The organism is Pseudarthrobacter sp. YAF2 (genome assembly GCF_052113345.1).
Lineage (GTDB): Bacteria > Actinomycetota > Actinomycetes > Actinomycetales > Micrococcaceae > Arthrobacter.
Genome location: NZ_JBFRDA010000014.1, coordinates 1 through 17,163, shown reverse-complemented (window position 1 = coordinate 17,163; position 17,163 = coordinate 1). Strand labels below are relative to the sequence as shown.

General features: G+C 66.3%; 21 protein-coding genes. 15 read left to right on the top strand and 6 right to left on the bottom strand.

Annotation, left to right across the window (positions count from 1 at the left end; genetic code table 11):
• The first annotated feature begins 113 nt into the window (after positions 1-113).
• The 15 genes from AB4Y79_RS14905 (at position 114) to AB4Y79_RS14835 (ending at position 11,228) form a co-directional block, all read left to right on the top strand.
• Entirely contained in the window at positions 114-569 is a 456-nt protein-coding gene (locus AB4Y79_RS14905) for a hypothetical protein (protein WP_441863280.1), read from the top strand.
• A 220-nt stretch (positions 570-789) separates the two neighbouring features.
• Positions 790-1,212 (top strand): 30S ribosomal protein S16, encoded by a 423-nt coding sequence (gene rpsP / locus AB4Y79_RS14900; RefSeq protein ID WP_018768286.1) that lies wholly within the window; start codon positions 790-792, stop codon positions 1,210-1,212.
• Between the two features lies 1 nt (position 1,213).
• Positions 1,214-1,456, top strand: a complete 243-nt coding sequence (locus tag AB4Y79_RS14895) for an RNA-binding protein (RefSeq protein WP_018759999.1) — start codon at positions 1,214-1,216, stop codon at positions 1,454-1,456.
• 102 nt (positions 1,457-1,558) lie between these two features.
• Complete coding sequence (gene rimM, locus AB4Y79_RS14890; RefSeq protein ID WP_441863276.1) at positions 1,559-2,104, top strand: ribosome maturation factor RimM; 546 nt, start codon at positions 1,559-1,561, stop codon at positions 2,102-2,104.
• Positions 2,105-2,917 carry a tRNA (guanosine(37)-N1)-methyltransferase TrmD gene (trmD, locus tag AB4Y79_RS14885; RefSeq protein WP_441863273.1) on the top strand — a complete coding sequence of 271 codons (813 nt, stop codon included), beginning with the start codon at positions 2,105-2,107 and terminating at the stop codon, positions 2,915-2,917.
• Between the two features lie 244 nt (positions 2,918-3,161).
• Positions 3,162-3,521 carry a 50S ribosomal protein L19 gene (gene rplS, locus AB4Y79_RS14880; protein ID WP_441863270.1) on the top strand — a complete coding sequence of 120 codons (360 nt, stop codon included), beginning with the start codon at positions 3,162-3,164 and terminating at the stop codon, positions 3,519-3,521.
• A gap of 84 nt (positions 3,522-3,605) precedes the next feature.
• Positions 3,606-4,283, top strand: coding sequence for a signal peptidase I (lepB, locus tag AB4Y79_RS14875; protein WP_441863267.1), 678 nt, complete (start codon positions 3,606-3,608; stop codon positions 4,281-4,283).
• Complete coding sequence (gene lepB, locus AB4Y79_RS14870) at positions 4,284-5,111, top strand: signal peptidase I (protein ID WP_441863264.1); 828 nt, start codon at positions 4,284-4,286, stop codon at positions 5,109-5,111.
• Between the two features lie 2 nt (positions 5,112-5,113).
• Positions 5,114-5,902 carry a ribonuclease HII gene (locus AB4Y79_RS14865; RefSeq protein ID WP_441863262.1) on the top strand — a complete coding sequence of 263 codons (789 nt, stop codon included), beginning with the start codon at positions 5,114-5,116 and terminating at the stop codon, positions 5,900-5,902.
• Positions 5,903-5,950: 48 nt separating this feature from the next.
• Positions 5,951-6,277 carry a DUF2469 domain-containing protein gene (locus AB4Y79_RS14860; protein ID WP_018759992.1) on the top strand — a complete coding sequence of 109 codons (327 nt, stop codon included), beginning with the start codon at positions 5,951-5,953 and terminating at the stop codon, positions 6,275-6,277.
• Positions 6,278-6,379: 102 nt separating this feature from the next.
• Entirely contained in the window at positions 6,380-6,736 is a 357-nt protein-coding gene (locus AB4Y79_RS14855; protein WP_441863259.1) for a YraN family protein, read from the top strand.
• A complete protein-coding gene (locus AB4Y79_RS14850; protein ID WP_441863670.1) occupies positions 6,736-8,280 on the top strand; it encodes a YifB family Mg chelatase-like AAA ATPase in 1,545 nt (514 codons plus the stop codon). The genes AB4Y79_RS14855 and AB4Y79_RS14850 overlap by 1 nt, the downstream gene beginning before the upstream one ends.
• A 98-nt stretch (positions 8,281-8,378) precedes the next feature.
• Complete coding sequence (dprA, locus tag AB4Y79_RS14845) at positions 8,379-9,515, top strand: DNA-processing protein DprA (protein WP_441863668.1); 1,137 nt, start codon at positions 8,379-8,381, stop codon at positions 9,513-9,515.
• Between the two features lie 46 nt (positions 9,516-9,561).
• Positions 9,562-10,488, top strand: coding sequence for a tyrosine recombinase XerC (locus AB4Y79_RS14840; RefSeq protein ID WP_441863256.1), 927 nt, complete (start codon positions 9,562-9,564; stop codon positions 10,486-10,488).
• Positions 10,489-10,724: 236 nt separating this feature from the next.
• Entirely contained in the window at positions 10,725-11,228 is a 504-nt protein-coding gene (locus tag AB4Y79_RS14835; protein ID WP_026264214.1) for a DUF3145 domain-containing protein, read from the top strand.
• A gap of 111 nt (positions 11,229-11,339) precedes the next feature.
• On the opposite strand, the gene fabF is transcribed toward AB4Y79_RS14835, so the two are convergent.
• The 6 genes from fabF to AB4Y79_RS14805 all read right to left on the bottom strand — a co-directional run.
• Complete coding sequence (fabF, locus tag AB4Y79_RS14830; RefSeq protein ID WP_441863254.1) at positions 11,340-12,575, bottom strand: beta-ketoacyl-ACP synthase II; 1,236 nt, start codon at positions 12,573-12,575, stop codon at positions 11,340-11,342.
• 172 nt (positions 12,576-12,747) lie between these two features.
• Positions 12,748-12,993, bottom strand: a complete 246-nt coding sequence (locus AB4Y79_RS14825) for an acyl carrier protein (protein ID WP_009359314.1) — start codon at positions 12,991-12,993, stop codon at positions 12,748-12,750.
• Positions 12,994-13,069: 76 nt separating this feature from the next.
• On the bottom strand, positions 13,070-14,131 hold the full coding sequence (locus AB4Y79_RS14820) for a beta-ketoacyl-ACP synthase III (RefSeq protein ID WP_441863252.1): 1,062 nt from the start codon (positions 14,129-14,131) through the stop codon (positions 13,070-13,072).
• On the bottom strand, positions 14,128-15,057 hold the full coding sequence (locus AB4Y79_RS14815; RefSeq protein ID WP_441863249.1) for an ACP S-malonyltransferase: 930 nt from the start codon (positions 15,055-15,057) through the stop codon (positions 14,128-14,130). Before AB4Y79_RS14815 ends, AB4Y79_RS14820 begins: the two co-directional genes overlap by 4 nt.
• An 88-nt stretch (positions 15,058-15,145) precedes the next feature.
• A complete protein-coding gene (locus AB4Y79_RS14810) occupies positions 15,146-16,390 on the bottom strand; it encodes a PucR family transcriptional regulator (protein ID WP_441863247.1) in 1,245 nt (414 codons plus the stop codon).
• A 159-nt stretch (positions 16,391-16,549) separates the two neighbouring features.
• Positions 16,550-17,163 (bottom strand): transketolase-like TK C-terminal-containing protein (locus tag AB4Y79_RS14805; protein ID WP_441863245.1); only part of this gene is annotated, 614 nt, incomplete at its 5' end.

Sequence of the window (17,163 nt, the reverse complement as noted above, 5' to 3'; positions counted from 1 at the left end):
ACCGGCCCGGCGTGTGCTCCTGCCGGTCCGCAGCTACTAGGCTGATTCCGTACGGCCCGGAAGCAGGCAGCTCCCGGCGCGCAGTTCCGCCAACGGAAGAAGGGCAAGCAGCCATGGGCTTCACCGAGATCTTTGTCGCCACCCACGACGCCGCACTGAAACGCGCCGGCCTCCTCGACGCAGGGAGCGAACCCGCGGCAAACGGCGCCCTTGGGGGAAATGCCGTACGGATCGATGGAGTCAGCGACTTCGAAATCGAACAACTTGGCGATCTCGCCGGGACGGCCGTGCACGCCGGCGGAGCCGACTATGAACTGACCATGGTGGATGTGGCCAGCGACTCCCTCCTCGCCGTTCCTCCTGCCATGGTCCGCGCGCTGGCCGACCTGCTGTCCTATGAGACCGAAGGCGAGGGCAACATCCTCGAGGACGTCGCCGAACAGTGGGCCGCCCAGGACGACATGCCATTTGGCGCAGCCCAGGCCCGTACCTACGTGGAGCAGCTCGCCGCGCTCGCGGCCGGGCTGGACGACGCCGATCGAACCGGACTGTACGTCTGGTCCGCCTGACAGGAGCCGCAGGGTCCATCCTCCGGCCGGCCGCGGCGAAATGCAGCGCAACGCCAAGTCGAAATAAGCTCGCTGATCTGGCACAATAGACAGGTACTCGATCTGCGTGGCCCCTCTCTCCGCGTCCGGATCCTGTCCTTCGAACCCGCAAGTACGGCCCGCCCCACGGGTGCAGAACGCCGGGTTCACCCCCTTTTCTGAAACAGGAGTGACCACAAAAGTGGCCGTAAAGATTCGCCTTAAGCGCTTCGGCAAGATGCGCGCCCCGTACTACCGCATCGTCGTCGCGGACTCACGCACCAAGCGTGACGGCCGCGCCATCGAAGAGATCGGCAAGTACCACCCCACCGAAGAGCCCTCGTTCATCGAGGTCAACTCCGAGCGTGCCCAGTACTGGCTGTCCGTCGGCGCCCAGCCGTCCGAGCAGGTTGCCGCCATCCTGAAGATCACCGGTGACTGGCAGAAGTTCAAGGGCCTCCCGGGCCAGGAAGGCACCCTCAAGACCAAGGTCGCGAAGGAAGCTTTCGTTGCTCCGGAGAAGGGCTCGGTCATCATCCCGGAAGCCATCACCAAGAAGGCCTCGAAGTCTGACGCTGCCGAGGCCCCGGCCGACGCCGAAGCTGAGACCACCGAGGCTGAGTAGATTGCTGGCAGAAGCGCTGGAGCACCTGGTCCGCGGAATCGTCGATTCCCCGGACGACGTCAAGGTTAGTTCGAAGAACAACCGCCGCGGGGACACCCTCGAGGTACGGGTTCACCAGGATGACCTCGGACGGGTGATCGGCCGCCAGGGCCGCACGGCACGCGCACTGCGCACCGTTGTGGCAGCACTGGCCGGCGGCGAACCGGTCAGGGTCGACGTCGTCGATACCGACCGCCGCCGCTGAGCGCTCGGCAACTTTCAGTTTTGCTCCGGCCCCTCCACCCTCAGGTGGAGGGGCCGGAGTGCTTTCACCCCACCCCAACCACAACCCGGAACAGAGGAACAGATGCAGCTTCAGGTGGCGCGGATCGGCAAGCCGCACGGCATTCGCGGGGAAGTCACGGTCCAGGTGCTGACCGATGCCCCCGAAGACAGGTTTGTCCCGGGCACGGAGTTCGTCGTTGAACCTGCCGCCTCCGGTCCGTTGACGGTTGACAGTGCGCGCTGGAACAAGGACATCCTGCTGCTGGGCTTTGCGGAAGTGACTGACCGCAACCAGGCCGAAACCCTCCGCGGCGCCAAGCTCTTCATCGAAACCGAAGAACTCGAAGAGGATGACGACGAGGGCTGGTACGAGCACGAACTTGTCGGCCTCCAGGCCCGGGTCGGCTCACAGGTGGTGGGCAAGGTAACAGCCCTGGCCACCCTGCCCGTCCAGGACCTGTTGACGGTCACCACCCCGGAGGGCAAGGAGATCCTCATCCCCTTCGTGGAGCAGATTGTGCCCGAGGTCAACGTCGAGGAAGGTTTTGTCCTGCTCACCCCGCCGGACGGCCTCTTCGAACTGAACGCCGACGAAGCCGCGTCCCCGGAACCCGAAGGCAGGGAATAGATGCGGATCGACGTCGTCAGCATCTTCCCCGAATACCTTGCCCCGCTTGAGCTCTCGCTGATAGGCAAGGCCCGCCAGGACGGCATCCTGGACCTGCACGTCCATGACCTCCGCAGCTTCACCACCGACAAGCACCGTTCCGTGGACGACACCCCTTACGGCGGCGGTGCAGGGATGGTCATGAAGCCCGAACCGTGGGCGCAGGCCCTGTCAGCGGTGGCAGAGGGCCGGCCCGACCCGCAGCGCAAACCCGTCCTGATCGTTCCGTCTCCCGCCGGCGAGCGGTTCACGCAGGCGCTTGCCTATGAGTTGGCCGAAGAACAACACCTCGCCTTTGCCTGCGGCCGCTATGAAGGCATCGACGAGCGCGTCATCGAGTGGGCGCAGGACCATTTCACCGTTCGCCCCGTAAGCCTTGGCGACTACGTGCTCAATGGTGGGGAAGTGGCCGTCCTGGCCATGGTGGAGGCCATTGGCCGGCTCCTGCCCGGTGTGGTGGGCAACCCCGAGTCCCTGGTGGAGGAGTCCCACTCCGACGGCCTGCTGGAATATCCGGTCTACACCAAGCCCTCCGTGTGGCGGGACCGCGAGGTCCCCCCGGTCCTTCTCAGTGGAAACCACGGCAGGATCGCGCAGTGGCGCCGGCACGAGCAGTACCGCCGGACAGCCGAACGCCGCCCGGACCTGCTGGAGGCGTTCGACGCCGGCAACCTTCCGCGTGCCGACCGCACCGAACTGAACAACCTGGGATACGACGTCGTCGCCGGCAGGCTGGCCCGTCGTCCCGAACCGGCGCCAGGGGAGCAGGACTAGCTCCCGCGCCGGCGCGGAATTGGCGTAGTCCTTCCACTGTGGCAAAATTGACCTTTGTGTCTGCTGGGTCCGCACCTGCCACAGGGGGTAGCGCGGCCAACAGCCGGACAACCGGCCCCGTCAACCATTGAAGCGGCCGGACCACTTTACTTCGGCGGCAATAATCCGGCCCCCTTTCGGGCGGCCTGACTTGCGTGCCGTGACCCAAAGTGAATGACCTGTGGCGTTCACCAGGAGTGCAACCATGCATATTCTCGATTCCCTCGATGCAGCTTCGCTGCGCAACGATGTTCCCGAATTCCGCGCGGGCGACACCCTCAAGGTTCACGTGAACATCATCGAAGGCAAGAACTCCCGTGTCCAGGTCTTCCAGGGCTTCGTCCTGGGCCGCCAGGGCGATGGCGTCCGCGAAACCTTCACCGTCCGCAAGGTTTCCTTCGGCGTCGGCGTGGAGCGTACCTTCCCGGTACACTCCCCGATCATCGAAAAGATCGAGGTCGTTACCAAGGGTGACGTCCGTCGCGCCAAGCTTTACTACATGCGTGCACTGCGCGGTAAGGCTGCGAAGATCAAGGAAAAGCGCGACTTCGCCGCCGGCAAGTAAGCTCCCGTCGGACTTATCAGCAGGCTGGGACGCGGCCGTAGCCGGCAAGCGCCGGAGCAATCCACCAGCGCCAGGATACGGACCATGCACCAGACAAAACGCCAGCCCCGCACCATGGGCTGGCGTTTTGCGTTCCTGGCCCTCGTCCTTGCCGTCACCATCAGCGGCGTGGTGCGCTCCTTGTGGCTCGATGTCTACTACATTCCCTCGGAGTCCATGGAGCCGCTCCTCCAAGGTGGTGACCGGATCCTGGTCTCGCGCACGGATTTCCAGGCCGACCCCATCAGGCGCGGGGACATCGTCGTCTTTGACGGACGCGGAACATTCTCGCCCCTGAACAGCGGCAAGGGTCCGCTGATGGATGGCGCCACCGGCCTCACCCAGTGGCTGGGCCTCACCGGGAGCGATACCACCTACGTCAAACGGGTCATCGGGCTTCCGGGCGATACCGTGGTCTGCTGTGACGCAGGCGGCAAAGTCACCGTGAACGGGGTGCCGCTGGATGAGCCGTACATATTTCCCGGCGATGCCCCCAGCACGCAAAAATTCAACTCGGTGGTCCCCGAGGGCAGGCTGTGGCTGATGGGGGACCACCGGTCGGTCTCCGCGGATTCGCGCAGCCTGCTGGGTGCTCCCGGGGGCGGAATGGTCCCGCTGGAGCGCGTGATCGGCCGGCCGGTCCAGATCCTGTGGCCCCTTGATAGATTTGCTCCAGTAGCACGGCCGCCAGTGGTGGGGCCGACAACACAGAACGGACGGTAAATGCCCGAGAACCCAGCGCGGAATCCTGAACCGCGCCATGACGGCGCCGCAGAAAACCAGGCCGTTCCAACCCCCGAAGAGCCCGGCGACGATCCCGATTCGGGCGCGCCCTCCCACCGGAAGGGGCGGTCGGGATCCAAGCCGGCCGGCAAGGCCGCGGGCAACCCCCTGCTCGGGTGGCTCAAGGAGATCGCCACCGTCGTGGTCATCGCCGTTGTGCTGTCGTTCCTCATCAAGACCTTCCTCTTCCGGGCGTTCTTCATCCCCTCCGAGTCCATGGTGAACACCCTTGATGTCGACGACCGGATCTTCGTCAATCTCCTGGTTCCGGAGCCATTTGCGCTCAGCCGCGGGGACGTTGTGGTGTTCCGTGACACCAAGGGCTGGCTGCCGCCCACGGCAGCCAAGACCCAGGGGCCGTTCACGTGGGTCCAGGACGGCCTGACGTTTGTGGGGCTGCTGCCCGACAACACGGACCAGCACCTGGTGAAGCGGGTCATCGGGCTGCCTGGCGACCATGTGGTGTGTTGCGACGCCGGCGGTAAACTGACCATCAACGGAACCGCCGTGGACGAGACATACATCAACCCCGCCGAAGTCCCGCAGGTCCGCAACTTTGACGTCACCGTCCCGGAGGGCAAAGTGTGGGTGATGGGCGATAACCGGAACCATTCCGCAGATTCCCGGTCGCACATGGAAAATGATGGCGGATTCATCGACCTTAAGGACCTGGAGGGCAAGGCCGCGGTCATCGCGTGGCCGCTGAACAGGATCAAGACCCTGGACAACTACCCGGACGTGTTTCGCAACGTACCGGCGGCCCGCTGACCATGCCACCCGACACCCGCACCGTACCGGCCGGAACACCGCGCACGCGCGCCGGTGCAAATCCGGCGCGCGGGGCCAAGGCGCCCACCCTGCGGCATGAGCGTACCTTCAAAGCCCAGGGCGTGCGGCTCCTGGCCGGCGTGGATGAGGTGGGCCGCGGAGCCCTGGCCGGGCCGGTCAGTGTGGGAATCGCCGTCGTGGACCTTGAGCGCCAGAGGTCACTGGCCGGAGTGCGTGACAGCAAGCTGCTCAGCCCGGCCGAGCGGGAGCGGCTGGAACCCTTGGTGCGCCGCTGGAGCGTCGCCTCGGCGGTGGGTCATGCCACCGCCGCGGAGATCGATTCGCTCGGCATCATCGCAGCCCTGCGGCTGGCAGGAACCCGGGCCTGGGGGGCCATCCTGGGCGCCGGAGTCATTCCGGAGGCGGTGCTGCTGGACGGAAGCCACAACTGGCTCTCCCCGGCCGGGCAGCTCTCCCTGTTCGACCAGCCCGTGCTGGATGCCGCCTGTGAAGCGCCCGTCCACACTAAGGTCAAGGCCGACATGCAGTGCCTGAGTGTTGCTGCCGCGAGCGTCATTGCCAAGGTGGAGCGTGACCGGATGATGCGCGAACTGCACCTCGAGTACCCGGATTACGGCTGGGACATCAACAAGGGTTATGCCACCGCAGGGCACCGGGACGTCCTTCGTTCAGCAGGACCCACCCCCTACCACCGGATCAGCTGGCGGCTGCTCGGCGGAGAGCTGCAGGGCGCCGAATCCCCGGACGAAGAAGCACAGGACCAGGACTGAGTCCCGCCCCCGGCGCCAGCCCCGCCGGACATGGTGCAAGATGGAAGCATGAGTGCCGAGGATCTTGAGAACTATGAAACCGACATGGAGCTTCAGCTCTACCGTGAATACCGCGACGTCGTCGGCCTGTTCACCTACGTTGTCGAGACCGAGCGGCGTTTCTATCTTGCCAACCACGTTGATCTGCAGGCCCGCAGCGCCGACGGCGAGGTCTACTTCGACCTGACCCTGCAGGACGCCTGGGTCTGGGACGTCTACCGCTCGGCACGCTTCGTCAAGAGCGTCAGGGTCCTGACCTTCAAGGACGTCAACGTCGAGGAACTGCCGCGCAACGAGGAACTGGCCCTGCCCAAGGACGTGGACCTGGGTAACTAGCAGCTTCCTGACTTTCCCTCCACAGAACGGTCCTGTCCACATACGGCATTGCCTTTCTGTGCTCCGCTGCCACCCGCCTCCAAGCTGGTTGCGGAGGTAGAAATGAAATCGAAGGACACGCTGGGCCGGCGCGGCGAAGACCTCGCCACCGGCTATCTTGAAACGCTGGGCATGCTGGTGGTGGAGCGCAACTGGCGGTGCGCCGAGGGCGAGATCGATATCGTGGCCCTTGACGGCGACGCGCTGGTCATCGCTGAAGTCAAAACACGCCGCTCCCTGGACTTCGGCCACCCCTTTGAGGCCGTGGGCCCGGAAAAGCTGGCACGCCTGCACCGGCTCGGTGCCGCCTGGTGCCGCGACCGGGAATTGCGGATGCCTTTGCGCCGCGTGGACGTTATCGCCGTGGTAGACGACGGCGGCGGCCATCCAGTGGTGGAGCATCTCAAGGGGGTGGGGTGATGGCCTTGGGGCGGACATACTCCATCGCACTGGTAGGCCTGAACGGCTACGTGGTTGAAGTCGAGGCCGACATCGGCCAGACCCTCCCGGCCTTCGTCATCCTGGGGCTCCCGGATGCGGCCCTGAACGAAGCGAAGGAGCGTATCCGTTCTGCCGCGAAGAATTCCGGCATTCCGCTCAGCCGCAGGAAGATTACCGCCAACCTTATCCCGGCGTCGCTGCCTAAACGCGGGTCGGGCTTTGACCTTGCGGTCACCATGGCCGTGCTCCGGGCATCGAACGACGTCAAAGCCACCGGGCGCACCGTCTTCATTGCCGAACTGGGCCTCGACGGACGGCTGCGGCCCGTCCGGGGGATCCTGCCGGCCGTGATGGCCTCAGTGCAGGCCGGCTTCCCGGATGTAGTGGTGGCGCAGGCAAACCTTGCTGAGGCCTCCCTCGTGCCGGGGGCCAGGGTCCGCGGCTACCGCACCCTGGCCCGCCTGGCATTCGACTTTGGAGCGGATCCGCAGGAGCTCGCCCTGGACTTCGAACCGGATGACGCCGAAGATGCGGACGAGGGCCAGCTGCTGACCGGGCAGTGTCCCGACATGGCCGATGTTGCCGGCCAGGGCGATGCGCGGCAGGCGTTGGAGGTGGCTGCCGCAGGGGCACACCATCTCCTTCTCACCGGGCCGCCGGGGGCCGGGAAGACCATGCTTGCGGAACGGCTGCCGGGGCTGTTGCCGGATCTTGGCGACCATGAGTCCATGGAGGTCACGGCCATCCACTCGCTGTGCGGTCTGCCGTCGTCCGCGGTGCAGCTTCTGCGGCGGCCACCATTCGAAAACCCGCACCACTCGGCCACCGCGGCGGCCATTATTGGGGGTGGTTCAGGGCTTCCGCGGCCGGGTGCCGCATCCCGCGCGCACCGTGGCGTGCTTTTCCTGGACGAAGCTCCTGAATACGAACGCCGGGTTCTGGATGCCTTGCGTCAGCCCCTGGAGAGCGGTGAGCTGGTGATCCACCGGGCTGCCGGCACTGCCGCTTACCCGGCCCGCTTCCAACTGGTGCTGGCCGCCAATCCCTGCCCGTGTGGCAAGGCCTCCGGTAAAGGGCTCGACTGTACGTGCACGCCCATCATGCGCCGCCGGTATCTTGCCCGGATGTCCGGGCCCCTCCTTGACAGGGTGGACATCCAGCTGCAGGTGGAGCGGGTGTCCTTGGCCCAGTTCGGGCAGGCAGGTGGGGAAGAGGACACCGCAACGGTTGCCAGCCGGGTCAGGGATGCGCGTGACCGGCAACGCGAGCGGCTGCGTTGCTTTGGCCTGGAAACGAACTCGCAGGTGCCGGGGCGTATCCTGCGCGGTGAGTTGCGGCTCGCTCCGGCGGCCACCCGGATCCTGGACCAGGCCCTGGAGCGCGGGGTCCTGACCGCCCGCGGGTACGACCGGGTCCTTCGGCTCGCCTGGACCCTGGCTGACCTGGGGGAGAGGGAGTTGCCGGACGCGAACGACATCGGACAGGCCCTTGGCTTGCGGCAGGCTGCGGCGGCGGTGGCATGAAGAGGACGGCTGAGGTGAACGAACTGAAGGTACCACGTGTGGCAAAGGAATCAGCAACGGATGAGGAACGGTTGGCGCGGGCGGCGCTGTCCCGGCTGATGGAGCCGCAGGACGCCGCAGGCCTGGCCCTCGTGCAGATTGCAGGGGCAACGGATGCGCTTCGCATTGCCACGGGACTGGTCACCGCCGGGCCGGACCTGGAGCGTGAGATCACCGGGCTGCTGGCTGACAGCGGCGCGGCAAACAGCTGGGCCGGGATGGCTGCCGCCTTGAGACGTTGGCAGCCGCGAATCCCGGACCTGGCGCCGGAACGCGACCTGGCCACGATGGCACGGCTGGGCGGCCGCCTGATCATTCCCGCGGACGATCTATGGCCGTCCCAGTTGGCCGACCTCGGAATCCAGGAGCCCCTTTGCCTGTGGTGGCGCGGCCAGGAACAGCCGCTGCCGGGCGCAGCCATGTCCATCGCCCTGGTAGGTTCCCGGGACAGCACCAGCTACGGGGCGGCGGTAACAGGGGACCTGGCGTACTCGCTGGCGCAGCGGGGCTTCACGGTAGTTTCAGGCGGGGCCTATGGGATCGACGCCCACGCGCACCGTGCCGCCCTCGCAGGAGGTTGCGCCGCCGTCCCGACCATTGCCGTAATGGCCGGGGGAGTGGACCGGTTCTATCCCTCGGGTAACGAGGACCTGCTGCGGGCAGTGGCCAACCAAGGTGCGGTGCTGGCGGAGGTGCCGCCAGGGTCGGCTCCCACGCGATACCGGTTCCTGCAGCGGAACCGGCTGATTGCGGCCCTTTCATCAGTGACAGTGGTGGTGGAAGCGCGGTGGCGCTCCGGCGCGCTGAACACAGCCCACCACGCCGAAACCCTGGGCCGCGCAGTGGGGGCGGTCCCCGGATCAGTCCACAGCGCCAATTCAGCGGGCTGCCACCGGCTGCTTCGGGACGGCGGCGCTGTCTGCGTCACTGATGCCGCGGAAGTGGCCGAACTTGCCGCTCCCAGCGGAGCGGGAATGCCCGAACAACGGGCAGGCGAAGCGGCCGTGCAGGACGGGCTGACGCTGGAAGACCTGATCCTGCTGGACGCACTGCCGCTGCGATCGACCACGTCTGTGGAAAAGCTCTCAACGGTCGCCGGCCTGGGACAGGACTCGGTTCGGGCAGGCCTGGGCCGGCTGGGGCTGCTCGGACTTGCAGTCTCTGAACGGGGCGGCTGGAAACGAGGCAAGGTATGACCGTGTCCAGCGCCGGCAAACGCGGGGAAACTGGGAAAGTGTTGGAGTGGACAACGAAGAACTGCCCAAGGAGCTCGGCACGGCACTTGATGCCTTTGCCGGTTACCTGTCGGGGGAGCGGGCCGTGTCGCCACACACCCGGCGCGCCTACCTTGGCGACCTGCGAAGCCTCTTGGCGCACGCGGCATCCGAGGGCGCGGCCGGGTTGAAAGACCTCGAACTGGGCACCTTCCGCCGTTGGCTTGGCGCCCAGAGTGCGGCGGGCGCCTCACGCTCCACGCTCGCGCGCCGCTCCGCTACGGCCAGGGCATTCACCGCCTGGGCGCTCCGGGAGGAACTTCTGGAGGCGGACCCCGCCCTGCGCCTGAAAGCACCCAAACGCGAAGGATCGCTGCCGGGAGTCCTGCAGGCCTCCCAGCTCGCACGGCTGCTGGAAGGCCTCGAAAAGTCAGCGGTGGACGGTGCACCGCTTGCCGTTCGGAACCGTGCCATCGTGGAACTTCTTTACGCCACCGGCGTTCGGGTCGGTGAACTTGCCGGGCTGGACGTCGACGACCTGGACCCGGACCGCCGGACGCTGCGGGTCATCGGTAAAGGCAACAAGGAGCGCACCGTGCCGTACGGGGTGCCGGCCGCCCTTGCAGTAGACGACTGGTTGCGGCGCGGCCGTCCTGCGTTGGTGAAGGACACCAGCGGACCGGCACTCTTCCTCGGGGCCCGCGGTGGCCGCGTTGACCAGCGCCAGGTCCGTACCCTGGTCAACGCTCTTTTCGGCGCGTTGGGTGATACCTCCGCGTCCGGTCCCCACGCACTCCGGCACTCCGCTGCAACGCACTTGCTCGACGGCGGCGCGGACCTCCGTGCGGTGCAGGAGATCCTGGGCCACAGCAGCCTCGCCACCACCCAGATCTACACGCACGTCTCGGTTGACCGCCTGCGCAAGAGCTACCAGCAGGCCCACCCCCGGGCGTGAAGAGTGTGGCTAATCGCACTGGCGTAATTCCACGGCGTACGGCACAATGAGAGTCACGTCCGGCAACTTTCAAGTGTCGCTTGAAGCTCCCTGAGCTTCATGAGGCTCGGCAAGTCCGGACTCAACTTAATCTGATACATCTGAATATCGGGAACCACCGCCGCAGTGCAGGGCACGGCAGTTCCATCCGGGCAGAGGTCGTTGGGGAAGACGTACCTAGAGCTATGGAGGATGGAATGTCTGTTGCAATGACCCGCGGTGTGCTGTTCGTTCACTCAGCCCCTACGGCGCTGTGCCCCCACGTTGAGTGGGCAATCGGAGCCGTAGTGGATAAGCGGACGGACCTTGAGTGGACCCCGCAGCCTGCCGCGCCCGGAATGTTCCGTGCCGAACTTTCCTGGACCGGTACCCCCGGGACGGGATCCAAGCTGGCGTCCTGCCTCCGTGGCTGGGCCCATCTGCGGTATGAGGTGACCGAGGAGCCCACGCAGGGTGTGGACGGCGGCCGGTGGTCGCACACGCCCGAGTTGGGGATTTTCCATGCCGTCACCGACGTGCACGGCAACATCATGGTGTCGGAGGACCGCATCCGCTACGCCTACGAATCGGGTGCCGGCGATCCCGCCGCCGTCTACCACGAACTCTCCCTCGCCTTGGGTGAGGCCTGGGACGAAGAACTGGAACCGTTCCGCCACGCTGCCGAAGGCGCCCCCGTGCGCTGGCTGCACCAGGTGGGCTGACCGCCGTCGTCCGCTCCAGGCGGCCAAGCAAAGACGCATCCATAGCATAAGAGGAGGCCCCGCCAGACGGCGGGGCCTCCTCTTATGCTCCAGGTGTTCTCCTGGCAGCGACTAGATGCTGCGGATGGCCACGACGGCGTTGTGGCCGCCGAAACCGAAAGAGTTGCTCAGTGCCACGATGCTTCCTTGCGGCAGGTCACGGGCCGAGGTAACGACGTCGAGCGGGATCTCGGGATCCTGGTTCTCAAGGTTGATGGTGACCGGCGCCTTGCGCTCGTGCACGGCCAGGACGGTCAGCACCGCCTCAACAGCGCCGGACGCACCCAGGAGGTGGCCCATTTGCGACTTGGTGGCGGAGACCGCCACGTTGTCCACGTGGCTGCCCAGGGCGGCACGCAGGGCCGTGTATTCCGGCTTGTCACCAACGGGCGTGGACGTGGCGTGGGCGTTGACGTGCACCACGTCCTCGGCCTGGATGCGGCCGTCGAACATGGCTGCCTTGAGCGCGCGGGTCGCTCCAAGGCCTTGGGGATCCGGGGCGGTGATGTGGTAGGCATCGGCAGTCACGGATGTACCCGCCAACTCGGCGTAAATGCGTGCTCCACGGGCCAGGGCGTGTTCCTCGGCCTCCAGGACCAGGGCTCCGGCACCTTCGCCCATGACGAAGCCGTCACGGTCGATGTCGTAGGGACGGGACGCGCGCTCGGGGTCGTCGTTCCTGCGGGACAAAGCCTGCATGGAAGCAAATGCCGCCAAAGGCATGGGGTGGATTGCTGCTTCTGCGCCGCCGCACATCACCACGTCAGCCTTGCCGGAGCGGATCAATTCGAGGCCAAGGTGCATGGCCTCCGTGCCTGAGGCGCAGGCGGAAACCGGCGTGTGGGCACCGGCGCGGGCACCGAGGTCCAGGCTGACGGCCGCAGCCACGCCGTTGGGCATCAGCATGGGAACTGTCATGGGCAGGACCCGGCGCGGGCCCTTCTCCTTGAGGGTGTCCCAGGCATCCAGCAGAGTCCAGACCCCGCCAATCCCGGTGGCGAACGCAACAGCCAAACGGTCCTGGTCGAATTCGGTGATGCCGGAGTCGGCCCAGGCCTCGCGGGCGGCGATGACGCCGAACTGGGTGGAGGGGTCCATCCGCTTTGCTTCCACGCGGCTGAGGACGTCCAACGCCGGCGTGCTGCAGCGGGCAGCGAAATGGACAGGGAGCTCGTACTTGGCTACCCAGTCGTCCTCCAGGGTGCGGGCACCGGAGACCCCCTTGAGGGCGTTGTTCCACATGGTGGATACATCGCCGCCGATGGGCGTGGTGGCACCCAGACCGGTAATGACTACTTTGCGTGTCATGGGATCACTCTTTCGTCGGTGGGGAATCCGCCTGCGACAACCGCAGGGTCCCGCACATTTGATGATCGGCCAGTCCCGGTCAGGGCACTGTGCCGGTTAGATGCGGCGGGCTGCCGATCCGGTCAATCCGGACCGGCAGCCCAGCCAAGCCGTGAGACGGCGGAAGCCTGGATCAGGCCTGTGCTCCGGCGATGAAGCTGACGGCGTCGCCGACGGTCTTGAGGTTCTTGACCTCTTCGTCCGGAATGCGGACGCCAAACTTCTCCTCGGCGTTGACCACAATGGTCATCATGGAGATGGAGTCAATGTCCAGGTCCTCGGTGAAGGACTTGTCCAGCTCCACGGCCTCCGGGGCCAGGCCGGTTTCCTCGTTGACGATTTCAGCCAAGCCGGCCAGGATCTCTTCGTTGCTAGCCATTGATGGCTCCTTTTCTTGTATTGCCGGCAGGGGCTGCCGGAAACGGTCGGGCCGCGGTTGCGACCCTTGGGCGTATCTAGGGAAGGACAACTACCTGTGCGCCGAAGACCAGTCCGGCGCCGAAACCGATCTGCAGGGCCAGCCCGCCGCTCAGCCCGGGATTTTCCTGCAGGAGCCGGTGCGTTGCCAACGGGATGGAGGCCGCAGACGTGTTGCCGGCCTCGGCAATGTCCCGTGCCACTGTAACCGTCTCGGGCAGCTTCAGCTTCTTCACCATCTCGTCGATGATGCGCATGTTCGCCTGGTGCGGGATGAAGGCAACCAGGTCTTCAGCCTCGACGCCGGCAGCGTCGAGCGCCTGCTGGGCAACTTTTGCCATTTCCCATACGGCCCAGCGGAAGACCGTCTGGCCGTCCTGCCGGAGCGTGGGGTAGAGCTCCTGCGCCTCTTCAAGCAGGGCAAGGTCGCCGGTGGAATCGGACTGGCGGGCCGCCATTCCGAGGTCGCGGACGTCCAGCAGGGAGCGGGTCATCCCGATCGCATCCCATTTGCTGCCGTCCGAGCCCCATACCGACGGGGCGATGCCGGGGGTGTCGGAGGGGCCAATCACGACGGCGCCGGCGCCGTCCCCGAGCAGGAAGGAGATGGTGCGTTCCCGGTTGTCGATGACGTCCGAGAGTTTTTCCGCACCCACCACCAGGACGTACTTCGCAGCGCCGGAACGGACCAGGGCGTCGGCCTGGGCAATGCCGTAGCAGTAGCCGGCGCAGGCGGCGGAGATATCGAAGGCCGGTGCCGGGGTTGCGCCGAGGCGGTCGGCAAGGCTGGCAGCGGCGGAGGGGGTCGCGTAGGGGTGCGTCACGGTGGACACGATGACGGCGCCCAGCTGCGAGGCCTCGATACCGGCCTTTTCCAGGGCCTCGCGGGCAGCGCCCTCGGCCATGTCGATCACGCTGACGTCGGCGGAGGCACGGTGGCGGGTCACGATGCCGGTGCGCTGGCGGATCCACTCATCAGAGGAGTCGATCCACTGGCACACGTCCTCGTTCGTCACGATGACGTCCGGGCGGTACGCTCCCAGCCCGAGGATGCGGGTGTGCTCCTGGATGGGAGCCTGCTTCAGCGTGGGGACGCTCATGCGTTGCCCTCCAGTTCTGCGAAGAGTGCCAGGGCGGCGGAAAGGTCGTCGGGGGTCTTGACGGCGACCGTCTTGACGCCGGGCATGCCGCGCTTGGCGAGCCCGGCCAGGGTGCCGGCAGGAGCGAGTTCTATCACGCCGGTGACGCCGCGCTTGACCATTGCCTCCATGCAGAGGTCCCATCGAACGGGGCGGGACACCTGGGCGATGAGGCTTTCGACGGCGGCCCCGCCGTCGGTGACCTCGCCGCCGTCGTAGTTGGACAGCAGGGGCACCTTGGGAGCCAACGGGTTCAGCTGCGGTTCCAGCGCCTTAAGCGCGCTGACCGCGGGGGACATGTGGCTGGTGTGGAACGCTCCCGCTACCTTCAGCGGGATGACGCGGGCCTTGGCAGGCGGGTTCTCGGCCAAGGCCTTTAGCTGATCGAAGGTTCCGGCGGCGACGGTCTGGCCGGCGCCGTTGACGTTGGCGGGGGCCGCTCCGGCTGCCTCGATGGCTGCCAGGACCTCGGCCGGGTCGCCGCCCACCACGGCGCTCATGCCGGTCGGGGTGACGGCGGCCGCCGCAGCCATGCTGTTGGCCCGCTCGCGGACAAACGTCATGGCCTCCTGCTCCGTCAGCACACCGGCGAGGGCGGCAGCGGTGATTTCACCCACCGAATGGCCGGCCAGGATGACCGGGAGGGAATTGAGCTCCACGTCGAAGAGGGAGGCCGCCGTTACCAGGCCTGCGGCAACGATCAGGGGCTGCGCCACGGCAGTATCCTTGATGGTTTCCTCGTCGGAGGTGGTCCCGTGGGCGATCAGGTCGATCCCCGCGATGTCGCTCAGGGCGGCCAGTTGGCCTGCCACCGAAGGTAGTTCCAGCCAAGGGGCCAGAAAACCCGGGGTCTGCGAGCCCTGTCCAGGGCAGACTATTGCAAGCACGTAACCAGCTTTCCAAATTACTGTGTGATCCAGCGGTGTTTCTCCGCACCAAGCTCACGGGGTCAGGTTGTAGGAAGTCTACAATGACTCACGTCTGGTTCCGGGACGCCTGCCGCTCCGTGGCGGGCTTGGGCGGGGCCGAAAGCCGGCCCACGATGAGTGCCGCCTGCAGCACAAACGCTTCCCGCGGCAGCAGCGGGTCCCAGCCGGTGACGTCGCAAACACGCTTCAACCGGTACCGGACGGTGTTGGCATGGACGAAGAGTTCCCGAGCCGTGGCCTCCAGTGAATGGCCCAGCTCCAGGTAGGTTCCCAGGGTTTCCACCAGGCCGTTGGACGCTGCCAAAAGCGGCCGGTAGATATTTTTCACCAGGGAGCGTCGTGCGGCGTCATCACCGGAAATTACCCTTTCCGGCAGCAGGTCATCGGCGGCAACCGGCCGCGGCGCTGAGGGCCACGCACGGGCGGCAGTGAGCCCGGCAAACGCCGATTGCGCCGATCCGCTGGCCTCCAGCAGTGAACCCGCCTCCGGGCCATAGACCACGGGGCCGGGTGCGAACATTTCGCTCAGCTTCACATAGGCCGATTCGCGGTCCTGGACGCCGCCGAGGATGAGGATCAACCGGTCACCCTGGATCCCCACCAGTGCGTCCTCTGCAAAACGCCCGGCCATCCGCCGCAATTCGCTCACATAGCTGGCGCTGGGTTCGGACGGCGAATTGCCCACCATGACCGTGAAACGCTCCTGTGCCTTCCAGCCAAGGGCCGCGATGCGGGAGCGCAGCGCATCTGTGTTTTCGCCCCGAAGGATCGCATCCACGATCAGGGCTTCCAGCCGGGTGTCCCAGGAACCCCGCGACTCGGCGGCCCGGGCATAGACATCAGCGGCCGCGAAAGCGACTTCCCGCGAGTACCGCAGGACCGCTTCGCGCAGGGACGGTTGATCGGCCTCGGGCGCTATGACGGGAACCTGGTCCTCAACCACCTCCACCACGATCCTGATCAGCTGCAACGCTTTCTGCAGGCTGATGGAGCGGGTCAGTTCCGTGGGCGCAGTCCCAAAGACGTCCGTCAGGATCCACGACGGCGAGCTTGGACGCTCGTACCATGTCACGAAAGCCGCAATCCCGTTCTGCGCCACCATGCCCAACGCCGACCGCTCGTCGGCACTGAGCCGGCTGTACCAAGGCAGCGATTGCTCTAGCTTGCGCATGGTGGTGGTGGAAAGCTGGCCGACGTTGGCCCGCAGCTTCTTGAGGGTTTCGGACTTCTCCGGCGTGACCTTCGGCGGGGTTGGTTTCCGCTTTGCGGACGGGCTGGCTGGTGCTGGCATTCTTTGAGCATACGGCCCCTGCCGCGCAAGCTCCATTTGTGCGAAGGCTACAATCCGCCTTGCGCTGCGTCACAGCCGCACCGGCCCCTTTGCAAAGGACGACGGCGGCCCCCTCCGTTGTGGAGGGGGCCGCCGTCGTAGCTGCTGCCGGAGGGTTTGTCAGGCCTCTCCGCCGGCGTTGCCGGTGGTGCCGGCATTGACGTTAAGCAGCTTGTACTTCTCAATCGCCTTGACCGGGGCGTCGACGTCCACCTCGCCGCGGCGCGCCAGCATTTCAAGGGCGCGGACCACGATGGAGTGGGTGTCGTTTTTGAAGTAGCGGCGGGCTGCTGCGCGGGTGTCGGAGAAGCCGAAGCCGTCGGCGCCGAGGGTGGCGWATTCGTTGGGGAYGAATTGSCGGATYTGGTCGGGGAYGGCTTTCATGTAGTCGGTGACGGCGACGATGGGGCCGGTGGCGCCTTCGAGTTGCTGGGTGACGAASGGGRYGCGGGCGGGYTKGCCGGGKTTGAGGAAGGCTTCYTCTTCGGCGGCGAGKCCGTCGCGGCGCAGTTCGTTCCAGGAGGTGACGGACCAGACGTCGGCGGAGACGTTCCAGTCGTCGGCGAGGAYSCGYTGGGCKTCSAKGGCCCAGGGCACGGAGACGCCGGAGGCGAGGATCTGGGTGCGGGGACCGTCGATCTTTGCCGGGGCCAGCAGGTAGATGCCCTTGATGAGGCCTTCGACGTCGAGGTTTTCGGGTTCGGCGGGTTGGACGATGGGTTCGTTGTACACGG